The following is a 17000-nucleotide window of genomic DNA, read 5'->3' as shown; positions in this document are numbered from 1 at the left end:
TACCATAAACGACATTCCCACGCAAAGGCGAAACCCCGCGTGGGGAGATTCGCGAAACGAACCCTTGGTGAGAATGATGAGCCTGCAACCCGCCCTGATCCGCGTACATCCCGAAGACAGCGTCGCCGTGGCGTTGCGGCCCATCGCGGGCGGAGAGGTGGTTGCGCTTGGCGATCAGCATTACACCGCCAATGCCGCCATCCCGCAGGGGCACAAGCTGGCCCTGATCGCCCATGCGCCGGGCGACACCGTGCGCAAATATGGCCAGCCCATCGGCAAGGCCACCGCCGCCATCGCGCCGGGCGATCATGTTCACACGCATAATCTGGCCACGGCTCTGGCGGGCGAATTGACCTATGCGCCCGATGCCCATGGCGATGTCGCGGCGGCGCAGCCCAATGCGGCCCAATGGCGCGGCTATCTGCGCGTGGACGGGCGCGCGGCAACGCGCAACGAAATCTGGGTGCTGCCCACGGTCGGCTGCGTCGGCCTGACCGCCGAACAGGTCGCGCGCGAGGCCACCGCTCGCCATGCCGATCTGATTGCGGAGGGGCGGGTCGACGGCATCCATGCCTTTTCCCATCCCCACGGTTGCTCGCAACTGGGTGACGATTTGGCGGGCACGCGGGCGGTTCTGGCGGGTTTGGCGGCCAATCCGAATGCGGCGGGCGTGCTGGTGCTGGGGCTGGGCTGCGAATCGAACCAGATTGCCGAGCTGATGGCACTGGTCCCCGAAAGCGCGCGGGGCAAAGTCGCCACCCTCTCCTCGCAAAGCGCGGGCGATGAGCTGGCTGAGGCCGCCGCGGTGATCGACGCCATAGTCGAACAGGCCGCATCGGCGCAGCGGGTGGACTTGCCGCTTTCCGCGCTGGTGGTCGGGCTGAAATGCGGCGGGTCGGATGGGTTTTCGGGCCTGACCGCCAATCCGCTGCTGGGCCGTTTTGCCGAAACGCTGGCGGGCGCGGGCGGCACGCCGGTGCTGACCGAGATCCCCGAGATCTTCGGCGCTGAACAGGCCCTGCTCTCGCGCTCGTCGAATGCGCAGGTGTTCGATGCCGCCGCCGCCTTGGTCAACCGCTTCAAGCGCTATTACCTCGATCAGGGCCTGCCGGTTTCGGAAAACCCCTCGCCGGGCAATCTGGCAGGCGGGATCACCACGCTGGAGGAAAAATCGCTGGGCGCGGTGCAGAAGGCGGGCCGCGCCGCGCTCTGCTCCGTCATCGATTATGGAGAGACGGCGCCGCTGGGCGGGCTGGCCTTGCTGGAGGCGCCGGGCAATGACGCGATTTCCTCGACCGCGCTGGCGGCGGCGGGGGCTACGATGGTGCTGTTCACCACCGGGCGCGGCACGCCGCTGGGCTTTCCCGTGCCGACTGTGAAGGTCGCGTCCAATCATCAACTGGCCGCCAACAAACCGCATTGGATCGACTTCAATGCCGCCGTGGCATTGGACGAAGGACAGGATGTTGCCGATGAGGCCTTCCTCGCCCGGCTGGTGGCCATCGCCAGCGGGGAAAGGACCGCCGCCGAACGCCATGGCCAGCGCGCCATCGCCATCTGGCGGCGGGGAGTAACCCTATAGGCAAGGCGGGCTGAAAACCGGTTTATGCAATCGCTTGCCCTTATGGTCGATTGCCATTGACACCGGTTTCCATTATTAAATTCACCCAAAGGATTGTGGGATCAGGATGCACACTCAAGAAACCGATCAGACCATCGCTCAGGCCTTCGTTGCGGCCCGCCGCTCTGGCGAAGGTCTGGCCATCTATCCCGGCCCCGCGCCGGTCACGCTGGCCGATGCCTATCGCATTCAGGACGCCGCGATTTCGATCGACGGGCGCGCCGTGGCCGGATGGAAAGTGGGCCGGATCAATGCCCCACTGGATGCCGAACTGGGCGCAAACCGCCTTGCCGGACCGATCTTTGCCGATTCCGTGACGCAGGACGGCGCGGCTATGCCGGTCTTTGCCGATGGTTTCGTTGCGGGCGAGGCTGAATGGCTGCTCCATGTCGCGCCCGGCTTTGCCGGCCCCGTCCCCGCCGATGATGCCGGCACCAAGGCGATCATCGACGAGGTGCGCATCGGCATCGAAATCGCCAGTTCGCCCTATCCCGGCATCAATGCGGACGGCCCCTGCGTGACCGTCTCCGATTACGGCAACAACGCGGGCCTCGTGCTGGGCGCGCCGGTGGACGGGTGGGCTGATCTCGACCTCTGCGCGATCTCCATCGCCACCACCATCGACGGCGCGGTGGTGGGTGAAGCCACGGCTGCCACAATGCTCGACGGCCCCTATGGCGCGGTGCGCTTTTTGCTGGCCAATCTGATGGAGCGCGGACTGGATGTGTCGGGCGGCCTCTGGGTCTCCTCGGGCGCGGTCACGGGCGTGCATCAGGCGCTGGTCGGCCAGAGCGTGAGCGCCAGTTTCGGCGATCTGGGGCAGGTCTCCTGCACGCTTACCCAGGCCCAGCCCCGTTAACGCGCCACAAGAAGCGCAATTGGAGAGTGGATGATGACAGGCGTAATTGAGCTGGATCCCAAGGCTGGACGGCGGCGCTGGGTCGTGTGCGGCCTGCTGTTTGCGGCAACGGCGGTGAACTATATCGACCGCCAGATGATCGGCGTGCTCAAACCCACGCTGAAGGAAGAACTGGGCTGGCAGGAAAGCGATTTCGCCACCATCGTCTTCTGGTTCCAGATGGCCTATGCGATCGGCTATATCTCGTTTGGTCGGATCGTCGACGTGCTGGGCGCGCGGCTGGGCTATGCGGTTGCCATCGTAATCTGGACGGCGGGGCATATGGCGCATGGTTTTGCCACCGGGGTCGCCAGTTTTGCCGCCGCCCGCTTTGGGCTGGGCGTCGGGGAATCGGGCAATTTCCCTGCCGGTATCAAGGCCGTGGCCGACTGGTTCCCCCAGCGCGAGCGCGCCTTTGCCATCGGTCTGTTCAATGCAGGCGCCAATGTGGGCGCGATCATCACGCCGCTGCTGGTGCCCGCGCTGGTGCTGTGGTTTGGCTGGCGCTCGGCCTTTTTCATCACCGGCATTTTTGGTCTGGCATGGCTGGTGGCATGGTGGGCGCTTTATCGCCATCCGCGCGAAGAGGCCAAGATCACGCCGGGCGAACTGGCGTGGATCGAGCAGGACCCGGCCGACACCACCGAAAAGATCGGCTGGAGCCGCCTGATCACCCTGCGCGAGACATGGGCCTATGCGCTGGCCAAGTTCCTGATCGATCCCATCTGGTGGTTCTTCCTCTTCTGGCTGCCGGGCTATCTGTTCGACCGCTATCATCTTGATCTCAAAAGCTTCGGCCTGCCGCTTGCCGCCATCTACATCATTTCCGATCTGGGCAGCGTAGCTGGGGGCTGGCTCTCGTCCTTCATGCTGAAGCGCGGCTATTCGGTGAATGCGGCGCGCAAACTGGCCATGCTGATCTGCGCTTTCTGCGTGCTGCCGATCTATTTCGCGCAGAGCATCGAGAGTGTGTGGGGCGCGGTGCTGGTGATCGGCCTTGCCACGGCGGCGCATCAGGCTTTCTCGGCCAATGTTTACACCCTGCCTTCCGACATGTTCCCCCGCGCGGCGGTGGGCAGCGTGGTGGGCATCGGCGGCACGATCGGCGCGCTGGGCGGCATGGGGATGGCGCTGTTCACCGGCTATATCCTCGACGCCACACACAGCTATGAATTGCTCTTCGCCATTTGCGCCAGCGCCTATCTGGTCGCTCTGGCGGTGGTCCACCTGCTCAGCCCCCGTCTGGCGCCCGCCACGGTGGAGTAACGAAATCCTCCCCCATGATTGCTCATGGATTGTCTGGACCGGGAAGGCTGCCTAAAGCTTTCCCGGTCCTTTTTTTGTGAGTGCCTTATGACCGCTTCGCTTTCCCGATTGCTGAACATCATGGCGCGGCTTCGCGATCCCGAAAGGGGCTGCGAATGGGATGTGGCGCAGACCTTCGCCACCATCGCGCCCTATACGGTCGAGGAAGCCTATGAGGTGGCCGACGCCATCGAACGGGGCGACATGGCTGGCCTGCGCGAGGAGTTGGGCGATCTGCTGCTGCAGGTGGTGTTTCACAGCCGGATGGCGCAGGAGGCGGGCCTCTTCGCCTTTGACGATGTGGCCGATGCGATCAGCGACAAGATGGAGGCGCGCCATCCGCATGTGTTTGGTGACGCCGCCGATGAAGGCCAGTCGCGCGAGGTTCGCTGGGAAAAGCTGAAAGAGCAGGAGCGCGCGCAAAAGGGCGCGTCGAGCGCTCTGGATGGCGTGGCTCTGGCCCTGCCCGCGCTGATGCGGGCGGAAAAGTTGCAGAAGCGGGCGGCGCGGGTCGGCTTTGACTGGCCGGATGTGTCCGGCCCAGAGGCGAAGGTGGCCGAAGAGGTGATCGAACTGGCCGAGGCGACCACGGACGAAGAGCGCTTGGCCGAGGCGGGCGATTTTCTCTTTGCCGCTGTCAATCTGGTGCGCGCCTATGGCATCTCGGCCGAAGAGGCCCTGCGCGCGGCCAATGTTAAATTCGAACGGCGGTTCAAGGGGATGGAGGCGATTGCCGAGGCGCGCGGGGTGGATTTTGCCGCGCTCTCGCTCGATGAGCAGGAAGGGTTGTGGCAGGAGGTCAAGAAGGGGGAAAATGCGAGGGTCTAGACCCTCGCGCTCCCGATACTGTCTGTGTCGCGTGCAAGGTTCGGCGTTTTGTGTCGGACGCGGCGTTGGAATTTTAAAGCCTGCGGCGCGGATATAAAGCGCCGCAGGCTTTATAAAATCATACCCCTCACAAACCACATACAATTAATGGGATTGCAAAGGGACAAGTCCCTTTTCCCGCCGGAGGCATCCCTTAACCGACCTACAACCTCACAAACCGCCCAAATTCCTTAGGCGTCAGCTTCACCGACATCACCCGCGCAGGCTCATCGCCTCCGGCCTCCTCATCGGACAGTACCTCGCCATGGGCATAGAGCCAGGCGATGCGCGCGCCATCATGGACAGGGATGGTGAAACGATGCTCCCGCGCATCCCCGGTCAGCAACCGGTTGGCGGTTTCGAGCAATTCCTCGCAGCCCTCGCCCGTCATGGCCGAGAGCGGGACAACCACTTCGTCATCATGGGCGGCCTCACGAGCGGCGTGCCAGAGATGCGCGGCCTGTTCGGCGCTCAGCAGGTCCCACTTGTTCCACACCTCGATCATCGGCACCGAAGGGGCGCGTGTCCCCTCCTCCAGCAAACCAAGATCTTCCAGGACGGAAAGCACCTGTTCCTTTTGCGCCGCCGTGTCGGGATTGGCGATATCGCGCACATGGATGACGATATCGGCCGCCGTCACCTCCTCAAGCGTGGCGCGGAAGGCGGCGACCAATTGCGTCGGCAGGTCGGAGATGAAGCCCACCGTGTCCGACATGATCGCCTTTTCGATACCAGGCAGGCGGATCGCGCGCATCGTCGGGTCCAGCGTGGCGAAGAGCAGATCCTGCGCCATCACGCTCGCCCCGGTCAGCCGGTTGAACAGCGTCGATTTGCCCGCATTGGTATAGCCCACCAAGGCCAGCACCGGCCAGGGCGCCTTTTCGCGCCGGTCGCGGTGCAGCCCGCGCGTGCGGCGGACCTGTTCCAGCTCGCGCCGGATGCGGGCCATGCGGTCGCGGATCATGCGGCGGTCGGCCTCGATCTGGGTTTCGCCCGGACCGCCGAGGAAGCCGAAGCCGCCCCGCTGGCGTTCAAGGTGAGTCCAGCTGCGGACCAAACGCCCCTGCTGGTAATCCAGATGCGCCAGTTCGACCTGCAAACGCCCTTCGGCAGTCGCCGCGCGCTCGCCAAAGATTTCGAGGATCAGGCCCGTCCGGTCGATCACCTTGCGCTTGAGCTTGTCCTCAAGGTTGCGCTGCTGAACGGCCGAGAGCGCGCCATCGACGATGACAAGTTCGGCCTCATGCAGATTGCATTGGGTGATGATGTTCTGGATCTGGCCTTCGCCGAACAGCGTGCCGGGGCGGGGTTCGCGAATGGCGATCGGGAAGGCCTCAGCAATCACCAGCCCGATGGCCAGCGCCAGACCTTTCGCCTCTTCCACACGCGACTCGGTGTCGGAGGCGCTGGGGCGCCCCCGAATCTCGGGGCAGACGATCAGGGCGCGTGCGCCCCGTGTAACCTCGCCCTCGGCTTCCTCTCCGAAAATCAGGCGTCTGAACCTTCTTCACCATCCCACTCGCCGGTCAGATCGACCGGGCCAAGCGGCTGAATCGTCGAAACCGCATGCTTATAGGCAAGCTGCACATAACCTTCGCGTTCCAGCATCATGCAGAACAGGTCATAGGCCGCAACACGCCCCTGAAGCATCACGCCGTTCACCAGGAACATCGTGACCTGTACGCTGGACGAGCGGATCGAGGAAAGGAACACATCCTGCAGCAGGCGGGCCTTCTTCGACGCGTCGCCGCCCTGCGGGAACAGGCGTGTGTCGATGGGCTGGCTGGGCATGATGGTCGAAACGGCGTGCTTATAGACCAGCTGCGACTGACCATCACGGCGCAACAGGATCGAGAAATTGTCGAACCAGGTGACAATACCCTGCAACTTCACGCCCTTGACGAGGAACATGGTGACGGGGGTCTTGTTCTTGCGCAGATAGTTCAGGAACTGGTCCTGCAAATTCTGGCTGCCCTTGCCCGAGGCTACGGGAACGGGGGCTGCGGCAACGGCTTCGACGCCCTCTTCAACGGCGGATTCCTCAGGCTTAGAACGCGGACGAGCGGACAGCGTGCGGCCAGTAGACATGGTTTGCTCCTATTGTTGGCGGCCGTTTCTACGGTCCGCATTCTGGCCAAAGGTGATTCTGCGCCTTTGGCCGACTGAGCCTCATGTCTAGCCTCTCGCAGTTGCAGCGTAAATGCCGAAATTGCGAAAGACGTATTCAATCCTCCTCGTCATCGTCCCGCTTGTCGCCCATGCCCAGCAGCTTGAGCTTGCGATGCAGGGCCGAACGCTCCATCCCGATAAAGGCGGCGGTCTTTGAAATATTGCCGGAAAAGCGGCGGATCTGAACCCGCAGATATTCCCGCTCAAAGTTTTCCCGCGCCTCGCGCAGGGGCACGCCCATCAAGGAGGACATGCCGGAATCTCCGGCCAGACGCCCGCTGTTGATTTCGGCAGGCAGCATATCGACCTCGATCCGCCCCAGCCTCTCGCGCGGGGCCAGAATCACCGTGCGCTCCACCACATTGCGCAACTGGCGCACATTGCCCGGCCATTCATAGGCCTGCATCGCGGCCATCGCCTCGATGCTGATATCGGGCGGGGGCATGCCCTGATCATTGGCATAGCGGGCAAAGAAATGCTGGACCAGCACGGGAATATCCTCGCGCCGCTCGGCCAGAGGCGGCACCGCCACCGGCACCACGTTGAGCCGATAGAACAGATCCTCGCGGAAGGTCTTTTCGATGATTTCCTTTTCCAGATTGCGGCTGGTCGAGGACACCACACGCACATCAACGCGGATCTGGCGATTGCCGCCCACGCGGACAAAGGCCTGCTCGGTCAGAACCCGCAGGATGCGCGCCTGGGTCGACAGCGGCATATCGCCCACTTCGTCCAGATAGAGCGTGCCCCCATCGGCCAGTTCGAGCAGACCTGCGCGCACCAACTTGCCATTGGCCTCCTCGCCAAACAGCTCCTCCTCGAAACGTTCAGGCGTGATCCGGGCCGAATTGACGCTGACGAAAGGCTTTTCTGCCCGCCCGCTCCACGAATGGAGCAGGCGCGCTGCAACTTCCTTGCCCACGCCCGATGGGCCGGAGATCAGCAGGCGGCTGCCGGTATTGGCAACGCGTTTAAGTGTGGCGCGTACATGGTTGATTGCGCTGGATGAACCGTGAAACTCCGTCCCCTGCGCCGTATCCAGTTTCAGCCGCGCGTTTTCCCGCCGCAACCGCTCCGTTTCCGTGGCGCGTTCGACCAGATGCAGCAGGCGCTCGGTCTCAAAGGGTTTTTCGATGAAGTCCATCGCCCCGCGCCCGATCGCGGCCACCGCCGTGTCGATATTGCCATGGCCCGAAAAGATGATGACCGGCAGGTCAGGCTCACGCGTCTTGATCGCGTCCAGCACCTCCAGCCCGTCCATCGGGCTGCCGTGCAGCCACACATCGAGCAGCACCAACGAGGGCCGCCGCCGGTCCACCTCGTCCAGCGCGGCGCGGCTGTCGCCGGCGGTCCGGCATTCATAGCCCTCGTCCGACAGCACACCCGCCACCAGTTCGCGGATGTCCTTTTCATCATCAACGATCAGGATATCGACAGCCATCAGGCTTTTCCTCTTTTCATTCGGCTCATTCCCCCGGCTCCATCACCTTGCCCGCACTCAAAGGATCGCGGGCAAAGCGCAGGGAGACGACGGAGCCACCGCCCTCGGCGCTGGCGAAATTCATGTCGCCGCCGTGTTCTTCGACAATTTTCTTCACAATGGCCAACCCCAGCCCCGTGCCCTTTTCGCGGGTGGTGACATAGGGTTCGACGATACGTTCGCGGTCCTGCGGCAATCCGATGCCATTATCGGCCACCACCGCCACGATGCTCTCGCCCTCGTCGATCAGGCTCAGCCGGATCGCGCCGCGATAATCCTCGCCCGCCTGCTTCTGCTTGGCCTCGACCGCCTCGGTGGCGTTTTTAAGCACATTGGTCATCGCCTGACCAAACTGATGCCTGTCGCAACCGATGAGGCCGATATCGGAGGGCGCATCGATGGAAAAATCGATGTCTGAGCGCGCAACCTCCTGCAGGAACAGCGATTGCCGCGCCAGATCGACCGGATCCTCGGAACGGAACACCGGTTTTGGAATGCGGGCAAAGGAGGAGAATTCGTCCACCATCTTGCGCAGGTCGCCCACCTGACGAATGATCGTCGCGGTCAGTTCCTCGAACAATTCGGGATTGTCGCTGATCTGCTTGCGATAGCGGCGCGAGAGGCGTTCCGTGGCCAATTGGATCGGGGTCAGCGGGTTCTTGATTTCATGCGCAATGCGCCGCGCGACGTCCGACCATGCCGCCTGCCGTTGATCGAGCAATTGGCGGGTGATGTCTTCAAAGGTGATCACATGGCCGCCCTGCGCCTCGCCCGAGGCGCTGTTGTTGGCCGTCACCTTCACCGCAAGCGTGCGCAGATCGCCCCCGCGTTCGGAGGACACGCCATGCTGGACCACGCCCTCGCGCTTGCCTTCATCGACCATGCCCGCAATCGGCGGCGAAATCTCGGCCAGCGCCTGCCCCACGGGCGCGCCGTCGCTGCGGCCCAAGAGCAGCTTTTGCGCCGAGGAATTCATCAGCCGCACCGCCCCGCCAGCGTCCAGCGAGATGACGCCCGCAGTCACCGACTCCAGCACCGCCTCCATCAGCGCGCGACGCTCGTCGATCTGCTGATTGGCGCGGACGAGGGCGGCCGTCTGGCGCTCAATCTGCTCGGTCATGCGGTTGAACGCGCGGTTGAGCAGGCCGATCTCCTCGGCCCCGCTGCGCCCGGCGATGCGGATTTCATAATTGCCCGCACCCACCCGCTGGGCCGCCGCCACAAGGTCATAGAGCGGCTGCACCTGTCTGTCGGCAAAGCGCAGGGCAAAGACCACCGACAGGCCCACCAGCACCAAGGATATGACAAACAAGGCAATATTGAACCGCAATTGCAGCAACCGCGCCCTTTGCGTCAGCACCTGATAGGCCTTTACGATATTGTCGGCGCGCTTGCCCTGGCTGATCGCCAAAAGGTCGGATGTGCGCGCGGCATAGAGGTAAAGCCCGGTCCGCTGGTCGATGGCCGTCACCGCCTCGATGCGATCCGCCTTGGCATTGACGACGATCGCCTCGCCGCCATCAACCCGACGGCGATCCTCGGTGGAGATCTGAACCCGCGCATCATCGCGCGCGGGGTCGACAATCGCCACGGTGATCATCCGCCCATCGGCGCCCTTTTGCAGGATCGCCACCTCGTCCAGCCCGCGTTGCAGCACCTGATAGGACAGCGCCCGCTGGAAATCGAGGCTGACGATGCTGGTCTGGCTCAGGATATAGCGCAGGTCGCTGGTCATCGCGATGGCCTCGTTCGAGACATCGCGCTGTGTCTGTTCGTAATAGCCGCGCGCCAGCTTATTGGCGTTTTCCAGAAGCCCACGCGAATTGTCGGAAAACCAGAATTCCACGCCCGACTGAAACAGCCACGATGCAAAGATCACCACCAGCAGCGTGGGCACCGCCGCGATCAGCGAGAAGAGGAACACCAGTTGGGTGTGCAGCCGCCCCTTGCCGCCCGGAATGCTGGCCCCGCGCCGTACAGCGATCCAGCGCCCGATCAGCACAAGGATCGCCATCGCGGGCAAAAGCATGCCCACCAGCAGCGAAGCGGTCATCCCGCCCGAGAGCAATTGCCCCTTTTCCGCCTGATCCGACACCGCCAGCCATGCCGAAAGGCTGGCCGCCAAAAAGCCGAAAACCGAAATGCCCCAGACGTAGGGCTCCAGATTGGCGCGCCGCGCATAGACCAGCGTTCGCCGCCACCATCGGGGCCATCGTCTCGGTCTTGCCTTATCATCGCTCACCATCGTGGCAGTATTACAACGCCCCTGTGGCAAGAATGCAAGAGGAAACCGACGCATTACCCCAAAGGTCGCCCCTGCCCTAAGGTCGTCGCAGGAAGGAATCGGGGTCTATCGCCAGTTCGCCCAGGCGTTTGCGCAACGTGTTGCGGTTGATCCCCAGCATTTGCGCCGCCCGCAATTGGTTGCCCCCGGTTGCGGCCAGAATGCGGTTGAACAACGGCCTTTCAAACGCCGCCAGTGCCGCGTCATAGACAGTGCCGGAGGGCGGATTATGCTCGCTCAGCCAGCGTTCGACCGCGCCGTTCAGATCGAGCGGGGCCTCGATCTGCTCCTCGGCCCGCGCGGCGGAGGCCAGCATCGGCTCCAGCGCAGCAGCATCAATCACATCCTCGCGCGCCAGCAGCGCCAGACGATAGATGAAATTGCGAAGCTCGCGCACATTGCCCCGCCATGGCTGGCGCATCAGCATCGCCTCGGCCTCGGGCGCCAGACGCCGCCGGGGCAGGCCCTCCGTGGCCGCCAGCGCGAGGAAATGCCGCGCCAGCGCCGCAATATCATCCGCCCTTTCGCGCAAAGGCGGCAGGTGGATCGGCACGACGTTCAGCCGGTAATAGAGATCCTCGCGGAATTGCCCCGCCGCGATCATCGGCTCCAGATCCTTGTTGGTGGCCGCCACGATGCGCGTGTCGATGCTCACCTCGTCGCGCCCGCCCACGCGACGGATGCTGCCCGATTGCAGCGCGCGCAGCAGGCGGGTCTGGGCCTGCATCGGCATATCGCCGATTTCGTCGAGGAACAAAGTGCCCCCCGCCGCCTGCTCGAACTTGCCGATATGACGGGCGACGGCGCCGGTAAAGGCGCCCTTTTCATGGCCGAACAATTCGCTCTCGATCAGGTCAGCGGGAATGGCCGCCGTATTGACCGCCACGAAAGGCCCCTTCTGCCGATGCCCTAACTGATGGATCGCCTCGGCCACCAGTTCCTTGCCCGTCCCGCTCTCGCCCAAAATCAGCACGGTCAGATCATTGCGCAGCACGCGCGTGATCATCCGGTACACCGCCTGCATCGAGGCCGAACGCCCGACCAGCGGCAAGCCCTGCCCCGGCCCCTCGTCCACGCCCCCGCTCAGCGAAGAGCCCTGCGAGCCCGCCGCCTGACGCACGGTGCGCACCAGTTCGTCAATGTCGAAAGGCTTGGGGAAATATTCAAACGCCCCGGTGTCCGACGCGCGCACCGCCGTATCCAGCGTGTTCTGCGCCGAGAGCACGATCACCGGCAGATCCGGATGTATCTCGCGCACGCGGCCCAGCGTCTCGATCCCATCGCCATCGGTCAGCATCACATCGGTGACCAGCGCGGAAAACTCCCGTGTGGCCAGCAGGCGGTCGCGCTCGACGATTGAATCGCAGCGCACCACCGAAAAACCCTCGGCCTCCAGTGCGGCGGTGATGACGATGGCGATGGACTCATCGTCCTCAACCAGCAAAATGCTCATAGATCCTATCCGTTCAGGGCGTCTGGGGCCGATTTGCGCCGAGGCCTGCCCGATCCGCCCGGCGAGGCCATCGGCAGATGCAGGCGGAAATGAGTCCAGCCCCCCGCCTCGTCGCGGTCATGGGTGATGCGTCCGTTCATGTCGCGCATCAATTTGCGCACCAGCGCCAGACCCAGCCCCTGCCCGGTCTTTTTGCTGGTGACGAAAGGCTCGAAAATCTGGTCGCGCACCGAAGGATCGACGCCGGGGCCATTGTCCGACACGCGCACCTCGATGGGCAGACGCACCGCCTTGCCGCGATCGGTGGCATGCAGTTGCAGACCCGAAACGAAGCGGGTGCGCACGATGATACGCGAATTTTCCACGCCCTGCGTCGCCTCGCGCGCATTGGAGAGCAGGTTGATAAGCACCTGCACCAGCCCATGCGCGCTGCCCAGAACGGGGGGCAGCGAGGGGTCGAATTCTTCCTCGATCCGCGTCCTGCCTTCCTCCTTGGCCCCGCCTGCGGCGGCCAGAATAGTGCTGGCGCGGCGGATGGTTTCATGCAGGTTGCACGGCTCGACCGGATCGGCGGTGCGGCGCGAAAGCGTCTGCATCTGGTCGATCAGCTTGGCGATGCGATCCACCTCATCCGCAATCAGGATGGTGAGCGCACGGTCGCTGCCCTCCACCTTGCGCGCCAGCAATTGCGCCGCCCCGCGAATGCCCGCCAGCGGGTTCTTGATCTCATGGGCCAGCACCTCCGGCCCGCGCAGCCGCCCGTCGCCATCGCCCGGCATCGACTGGCCCAGCGGCTCGACCGTGGCGCTGTCGGCCAGAGTGACCATCATCCAGCCCGGCGCATCCATCACCGGCGTGGTGGCAATGTCGAGCCGCCGGCTGCCCTGGCCCAGAACGTGGGCATCGACCTGTCGCGCGGTGATCGGCGCATCGCTTTCATAGACGCGCTGCATCAGGCGTTCATCATCCAGCGCCACGACATCGACCAGCGAACGCCCCAGCAGGCGGCGCTGGCTCTGGCCCAGAAACTGCTCGGCGGCCGGATTGGCCATCGAGATCTTCTGCCCCGGCGCCAGCAGCATCACCGCCTGAGGCAGGCTGAGCAACATGCGCCGCGCGTCGGGCGCGGGGGGAATGACGTCGGGCTGATCGGGCGCCATCAGGCCGCGTCTTGCAGCAGCGGCGTGAAAAATTCGTGGAGCGCGGCTTTTACGTCGCGCGGGTCATCCATGAAATTGGCCTTGTTGCGAAACGAGGCCGACCCATGCAGGCCGTGCGTGTACCAGCCGATATGCTTGCGGAACATATTGACGCCGGTCTTGATGTCATAATGGGCGAGCATATCCTCGTAATGTTCGAGAATAACGCCATATTTCTCGGCCAGCGAAGGCTCGTCCAGACGCTCGCCCGTCGCCAGCCAATGCATCATCTGACCCAGCAGCCAGGGCCGCCCATAGGATCCCCGCCCGATCATCACGCCATCGGCGCCCGATTGCTCGACAGCGGCGGCCACGTCCTCGATCGTGCAAATGTCGCCATTGACGATGACGGGAATATCGACCGCCTCCTTCACCCGGCGAACAAAGGCCCAGTCGGCACTGCCCTTGTACATCTGATTGCGGGTACGTCCATGGACCGTAATCATCTTCGCGCCCAGATCCTGCGCGGTGCGCGCCAGTTCGGGAGCATTGAGGCTGTCATGACACCAGCCCATCCGCATCTTGACCGTGACGGGCACATCCACCGCCTTGACACAGGCCTCGATCAACCGCGCGGCCAGATCGGGCACGCGCATCAGCGCCGAACCGGCATCGCCATTAACCACCTTCTTCACCGGACAGCCCATATTGATGTCGATGATGGCGGCGCCCTTGTCAGCCGCGATCTTGGCCGCCTCGGCCATCTGGTCCGGCTCGCAGCCGACGAGCTGCATCGAGACCGGCTCCTCCATCGGATCCCACGCGGCCTTCTGGATCGACTGGCGCGTTTCGCGGATCGCGGCCGGGCTGGCGATCATCTCGGTCACGTTCAACCCCGAACCATAGCGCCGCACGATGCGCCGAAACGGCAGATCGGTGACAGCCGTCATCGGCGCCAGCACCACGGGGCAATCGATCTGGACAGGGCCGATATGGATCGGCTTCAGAGTGGGGGGGGTGGGAGTGTCTGTCATGAATGTTCTGCTATGGGGCGTGCCTAAAAAGTGGGCAGCGCATAAAGGATTGCGCGCCGCACAGCAAGGGATTACCGGCGCGATCCATGAGCAGCGCCCCGACTCCAGCAGATACCCGTAGGTCAGCCATCGTTGTGGCCGCAGGAGCGGGCCTGCGCGCGGGACAGCCCGTGCCCAAGCAATTCGCCCCATGGCGCGGCAAGCCTGTGGTGCGCCATTCGGTCGAGCGCCTGATGGCCGCCGGCGTCGCGCCGATTGTGGTGGTGATCCCCGAGGGCGCGCAGGATGTGGCATCGGCGGCGCTCGATGGTTTGCCGGTGCGGTTGATTACGGGCGGCGCCTCGCGGCAGGATTCGGTGCGTGCGGGGCTGGAGGCTCTGGCCCCCGATGCGCCTGCCATCGTGCATATCCATGATGCGGCGCGTCCGATCCTGCCTCTGGCGGTGGTTGAACGGCTTGAAAAGGCGCTGGTGGAACAACCTGGCGCGATTCCGGTTCTTCCTGTCGTGGACAGCTTGTGCAATGCCTCGGACAATCTGATGGGGGCGCCCGCCCGCCGCGAGGCCTTGCGCCGGGTCCAGACGCCGCAGAGCTTTCGCTTTGTCGATATTCTGGCCGCGCATCGCGCGTGGGATGGCCCAACCAATGCAGGGGATGATGCGCAGGTTGCTCAGGCCTATGGTCTGGGCATCGCTCTGGTTGATGGAGATGAAGCCTTGCACAAGCTGACCTATGCCAGCGATTTTGCCGCATCCGGTGCCAAGGGCCTGCCCCCGGTCCGGGTGGGCACGGGTTATGACGTCCATCGGCTGGAAGATGGCGAGGAATTGTGGCTCTGCGGGGTCAGGATCGAGCATCATCAGGGCCTTAGCGGGCATAGCGATGCCGATGTGGCAATCCATGCGCTGGTCGATGCGATCCTTGGCGCCTGCGCGCGCGGCGATATCGGCCAGCATTTTCCGCCCAGCGATCCCCAATGGAAAGGCGCGGCTTCGGATCGTTTTCTGGCCCATGCGGTCAAGCTGGCGGGCGAAGCCGGCTATGTCATTGGCCATGTCGATGTGACCATCATCTGCGAGGCGCCCAAGATCGGCCCCCACCGCGAAGCCATGCGCGCCCGTCTGGCCGCGATCATGGGCGTCGATGTGGGGCTGGTCAGCGTCAAGGCCACGACCACCGAAAAGCTGGGCTTTACCGGGCGCGGCGAAGGCATTGCGGCGCAGGCGGCGGCAACGCTGTTGCTGGCCTGATGGCGCGGCTCCTTGCCCTGACGGCTTCGGCTCTGTTGGTGATCGCGCCCGGCATGGCGCGCGCCGCCGAGCCTTGTTTGTCGCCCGCCGAATTTTCCTCGCTGGTGGGCTTTGCCCTGCCCGGCACGATTGCCGGGGTGGCCCAGCGCTGCGGCCCCTCCCTGCCCGATGGCGCGTTTCTGCGCGGCCCCGCGCGGGGCATGATCGAGCGCTATGCCGCCGCCAAGCCCACGCTCTGGCCCGGCGCCAAGGCCGCCATCAATAAGTTGAGCGCGAACGCGCCCACCGATATTTCCGCCCTTTTGGGCCAATTGCCCGATCCGCAGCAACAGCAGATCGTGGAAACCATGGTGACCGGCATGGTCGCCGAAAAGCTCCCCATCGCCCGCTGTTCGGAATTGGACCGGCTGCTGGCGATCCTCTCCCCCCTGCCGCCTGAAAGCACGGCTGAGGCCATCGGCCTTGCCATCGGCCTCGGGTCGCGCGCCGGACAGGCGCGCCTTGGCAAAATTGTGATTTGCACACAATGACTCAAGCTTCCTTCTTCGCTCCCGACATTATGGAAATGGCCGCGCAGGTGATCGCGGAAAACCGCGCGCTGGGCCGCAAGGTCGTGCTGGCGGAAAGCTGCACCGGGGGCCTCGTCTCGGCGGCGCTGACCGAAATCGCCGGTTCCTCGGCGGTGGTGGAAAGCGGTTTCGTCACCTATTCCAATGCGGCCAAGCAGAAGCTGCTTTGCGTTTCGCCCGACATTATCGACACGTTTGGCGCGGTGTCCTGCGCCTGTGCATGGGCGATGGCGCAAGGTGCGCTGAAGAATTCGGACGCCGATGTGGCCGTCGCGATCAGCGGCATTGCCGGGCCTGATGGCGGCACAGCGCAAAAGCCGGTCGGCCTGGTGGTCTTTGCCAAGGCCGAGCGCAACAGTGAGGAAGTGCTGGCCGAGGAGCGCTTCTTTGCCCCCACCAGCCGCAGCGAGATCCGCGCAGAAGCGGTCAAGGTCGCGCTTGAACTGCTCTTGCCGAAAATGGAGGCCCCGGCCGAGGAGGAGTAATCCTCAGGCCGGTTCACCACCATAGAGTTTGGCCGCACGCTCTTCAAAAGCGGCCACCATCTTGCGGAACGCCTTGTCGAAATATTGCCCGGCAAGGCTTTCGAACAAGGGGTTGCGGAAGGTGAAGCTGACGTCGAATTCCAGCTCGCAGCCGCCATCGACATCGCGAAACTTCCAGACATTGTCCAGATCGCGCATCGGCCCGTCGAGGTAATGCACGGTCAGCTCGCGCGGGGCGTCGAACACCACGCGGCTGGTGAATTTCTCGCGCAGCATTTTGAAGCCCACCAGCATGTCGGCCACCATTTCGCGCCCGTCATTGCTCTTTACCCGCGTGGCCACGACCCAGGGCAGGAATTCGCCATACCGGCCCACATCGGCCACCAGATCGAACATCTGCTTGGCCGAATAGGGCAGGCGGCGCGTCTCATGAATACTCGGCATTG

15 protein-coding genes are annotated in these 17000 nt (G+C 64.0%); 7 read left to right on the top strand and 8 right to left on the bottom strand.

The window, feature by feature from the left end:
• The first annotated feature begins 76 nt into the window (after window positions 1-76).
• From BGP00_RS13640 to mazG, 4 genes are all read left to right on the top strand, one after another.
• Window positions 77-1582 carry a UxaA family hydrolase gene (locus tag BGP00_RS13640; RefSeq protein ID WP_292921259.1) on the top strand — a complete coding sequence of 502 codons (1506 nt, stop codon included), beginning with the start codon at window positions 77-79 and terminating at the stop codon, window positions 1580-1582.
• Between the two features lie 106 nt (window positions 1583-1688).
• Entirely contained in the window at window positions 1689-2480 is a 792-nt protein-coding gene (locus BGP00_RS13635; RefSeq protein WP_292689694.1) for a 2-keto-4-pentenoate hydratase, read from the top strand.
• A gap of 33 nt (window positions 2481-2513) precedes the next feature.
• Window positions 2514-3785, top strand: a complete 1272-nt coding sequence (locus BGP00_RS13630) for an MFS transporter (protein ID WP_292921257.1) — start codon at window positions 2514-2516, stop codon at window positions 3783-3785.
• Between the two features lie 87 nt (window positions 3786-3872).
• Window positions 3873-4652, top strand: coding sequence for a nucleoside triphosphate pyrophosphohydrolase (mazG, locus tag BGP00_RS13625; RefSeq protein WP_292689692.1), 780 nt, complete (start codon window positions 3873-3875; stop codon window positions 4650-4652).
• A gap of 202 nt (window positions 4653-4854) precedes the next feature.
• On the opposite strand, the gene hflX is transcribed toward mazG, so the two are convergent.
• From hflX to dusB, 7 genes are all read right to left on the bottom strand, one after another.
• Window positions 4855-6132, bottom strand: a complete 1278-nt coding sequence (gene hflX / locus BGP00_RS13620) for a GTPase HflX (RefSeq protein ID WP_292689716.1) — start codon at window positions 6130-6132, stop codon at window positions 4855-4857.
• Window positions 6133-6179: 47 nt separating this feature from the next.
• A complete protein-coding gene (gene hfq, locus BGP00_RS13615) occupies window positions 6180-6779 on the bottom strand; it encodes an RNA chaperone Hfq (RefSeq protein ID WP_168605279.1) in 600 nt (199 codons plus the stop codon).
• Between the two features lie 136 nt (window positions 6780-6915).
• Window positions 6916-8301 carry a sigma-54 dependent transcriptional regulator gene (locus tag BGP00_RS13610; protein WP_292689691.1) on the bottom strand — a complete coding sequence of 462 codons (1386 nt, stop codon included), beginning with the start codon at window positions 8299-8301 and terminating at the stop codon, window positions 6916-6918.
• Between the two features lie 25 nt (window positions 8302-8326).
• Entirely contained in the window at window positions 8327-10585 is a 2259-nt protein-coding gene (locus tag BGP00_RS13605) for an ATP-binding protein (protein WP_292689690.1), read from the bottom strand.
• Window positions 10586-10661: 76 nt separating this feature from the next.
• Window positions 10662-12077, bottom strand: coding sequence for a sigma-54 dependent transcriptional regulator (locus BGP00_RS13600; protein WP_292689689.1), 1416 nt, complete (start codon window positions 12075-12077; stop codon window positions 10662-10664).
• Window positions 12078-12082: 5 nt separating this feature from the next.
• A complete protein-coding gene (locus BGP00_RS13595; protein WP_292689688.1) occupies window positions 12083-13237 on the bottom strand; it encodes an ATP-binding protein in 1155 nt (384 codons plus the stop codon).
• Window positions 13237-14250 carry a tRNA dihydrouridine synthase DusB gene (gene dusB, locus BGP00_RS13590; RefSeq protein ID WP_292689687.1) on the bottom strand — a complete coding sequence of 338 codons (1014 nt, stop codon included), beginning with the start codon at window positions 14248-14250 and terminating at the stop codon, window positions 13237-13239. Before dusB ends, BGP00_RS13595 begins: the two co-directional genes overlap by 1 nt.
• Before the next feature lie 86 nt (window positions 14251-14336).
• Between dusB and BGP00_RS13585 the strand changes: the two genes are divergently transcribed.
• From BGP00_RS13585 to BGP00_RS13575, 3 genes are read left to right on the top strand one after another with little or no spacing between them, the layout of a single operon-like run.
• Window positions 14337-15500, top strand: a complete 1164-nt coding sequence (locus BGP00_RS13585; RefSeq protein ID WP_292689686.1) for a bifunctional 2-C-methyl-D-erythritol 4-phosphate cytidylyltransferase/2-C-methyl-D-erythritol 2,4-cyclodiphosphate synthase — start codon at window positions 14337-14339, stop codon at window positions 15498-15500.
• Complete coding sequence (locus BGP00_RS13580; RefSeq protein WP_292689685.1) at window positions 15500-16030, top strand: hypothetical protein; 531 nt, start codon at window positions 15500-15502, stop codon at window positions 16028-16030. Before BGP00_RS13585 ends, BGP00_RS13580 begins: the two co-directional genes overlap by 1 nt.
• Window positions 16027-16554 (top strand): CinA family protein, encoded by a 528-nt coding sequence (locus BGP00_RS13575; RefSeq protein WP_292689684.1) that lies wholly within the window; start codon window positions 16027-16029, stop codon window positions 16552-16554. The genes BGP00_RS13580 and BGP00_RS13575 overlap by 4 nt, the downstream gene beginning before the upstream one ends.
• Window positions 16555-16557: 3 nt before the next feature.
• Here the strand turns inward: BGP00_RS13575 and BGP00_RS13570 are convergent, their stop codons facing one another.
• Entirely contained in the window at window positions 16558-16998 is a 441-nt protein-coding gene (locus tag BGP00_RS13570) for a type II toxin-antitoxin system RatA family toxin (RefSeq protein ID WP_172338546.1), read from the bottom strand.
• Between the last annotated feature and the right edge of the window lie 2 nt (window positions 16999-17000).

The sequence above is a fragment of the Novosphingobium sp. 63-713 genome (genome assembly GCF_001898925.1).
Classification (GTDB): domain Bacteria; phylum Pseudomonadota; class Alphaproteobacteria; order Sphingomonadales; family Sphingomonadaceae; genus Novosphingobium.
This window is presented reverse-complemented; position numbering and strand designations above follow the sequence as displayed.

Bases quoted from the DNA above. Each gene is read 5' to 3' on its own strand.
- BGP00_RS13640 (WP_292921259.1), top strand. From the start codon at position 77: ATGAGCCTGCAACCCGCCCTGATCCGCGTACATCCCGAAGACAGCGTC.
- BGP00_RS13635 (WP_292689694.1), top strand. From the start codon at position 1,689: ATGCACACTCAAGAAACCGATCAGACCATCGCTCAGGCCTTCGTTGCG.
- BGP00_RS13630 (WP_292921257.1), top strand. From the start codon at position 2,514: ATGACAGGCGTAATTGAGCTGGATCCCAAGGCTGGACGGCGGCGCTGG.
- mazG (WP_292689692.1), top strand. From the start codon at position 3,873: ATGACCGCTTCGCTTTCCCGATTGCTGAACATCATGGCGCGGCTTCGC.
- hfq (WP_168605279.1), bottom strand. From the start codon at position 6,779: ATGTCTACTGGCCGCACGCTGTCCGCTCGTCCGCGTTCTAAGCCTGAG.
- BGP00_RS13610 (WP_292689691.1), bottom strand. From the start codon at position 8,301: ATGGCTGTCGATATCCTGATCGTTGATGATGAAAAGGACATCCGCGAA.
- BGP00_RS13605 (WP_292689690.1), bottom strand. From the start codon at position 10,585: ATGGTGAGCGATGATAAGGCAAGACCGAGACGATGGCCCCGATGGTGG.
- BGP00_RS13600 (WP_292689689.1), bottom strand. From the start codon at position 12,077: ATGAGCATTTTGCTGGTTGAGGACGATGAGTCCATCGCCATCGTCATC.
- BGP00_RS13595 (WP_292689688.1), bottom strand. From the start codon at position 13,237: ATGGCGCCCGATCAGCCCGACGTCATTCCCCCCGCGCCCGACGCGCGG.
- dusB (WP_292689687.1), bottom strand. From the start codon at position 14,250: ATGACAGACACTCCCACCCCCCCCACTCTGAAGCCGATCCATATCGGC.
- BGP00_RS13585 (WP_292689686.1), top strand. From the start codon at position 14,337: ATGAGCAGCGCCCCGACTCCAGCAGATACCCGTAGGTCAGCCATCGTT.
- BGP00_RS13580 (WP_292689685.1), top strand. From the start codon at position 15,500: ATGGCGCGGCTCCTTGCCCTGACGGCTTCGGCTCTGTTGGTGATCGCG.
- BGP00_RS13575 (WP_292689684.1), top strand. From the start codon at position 16,027: ATGACTCAAGCTTCCTTCTTCGCTCCCGACATTATGGAAATGGCCGCG.
- BGP00_RS13570 (WP_172338546.1), bottom strand. From the start codon at position 16,998: ATGCCGAGTATTCATGAGACGCGCCGCCTGCCCTATTCGGCCAAGCAG.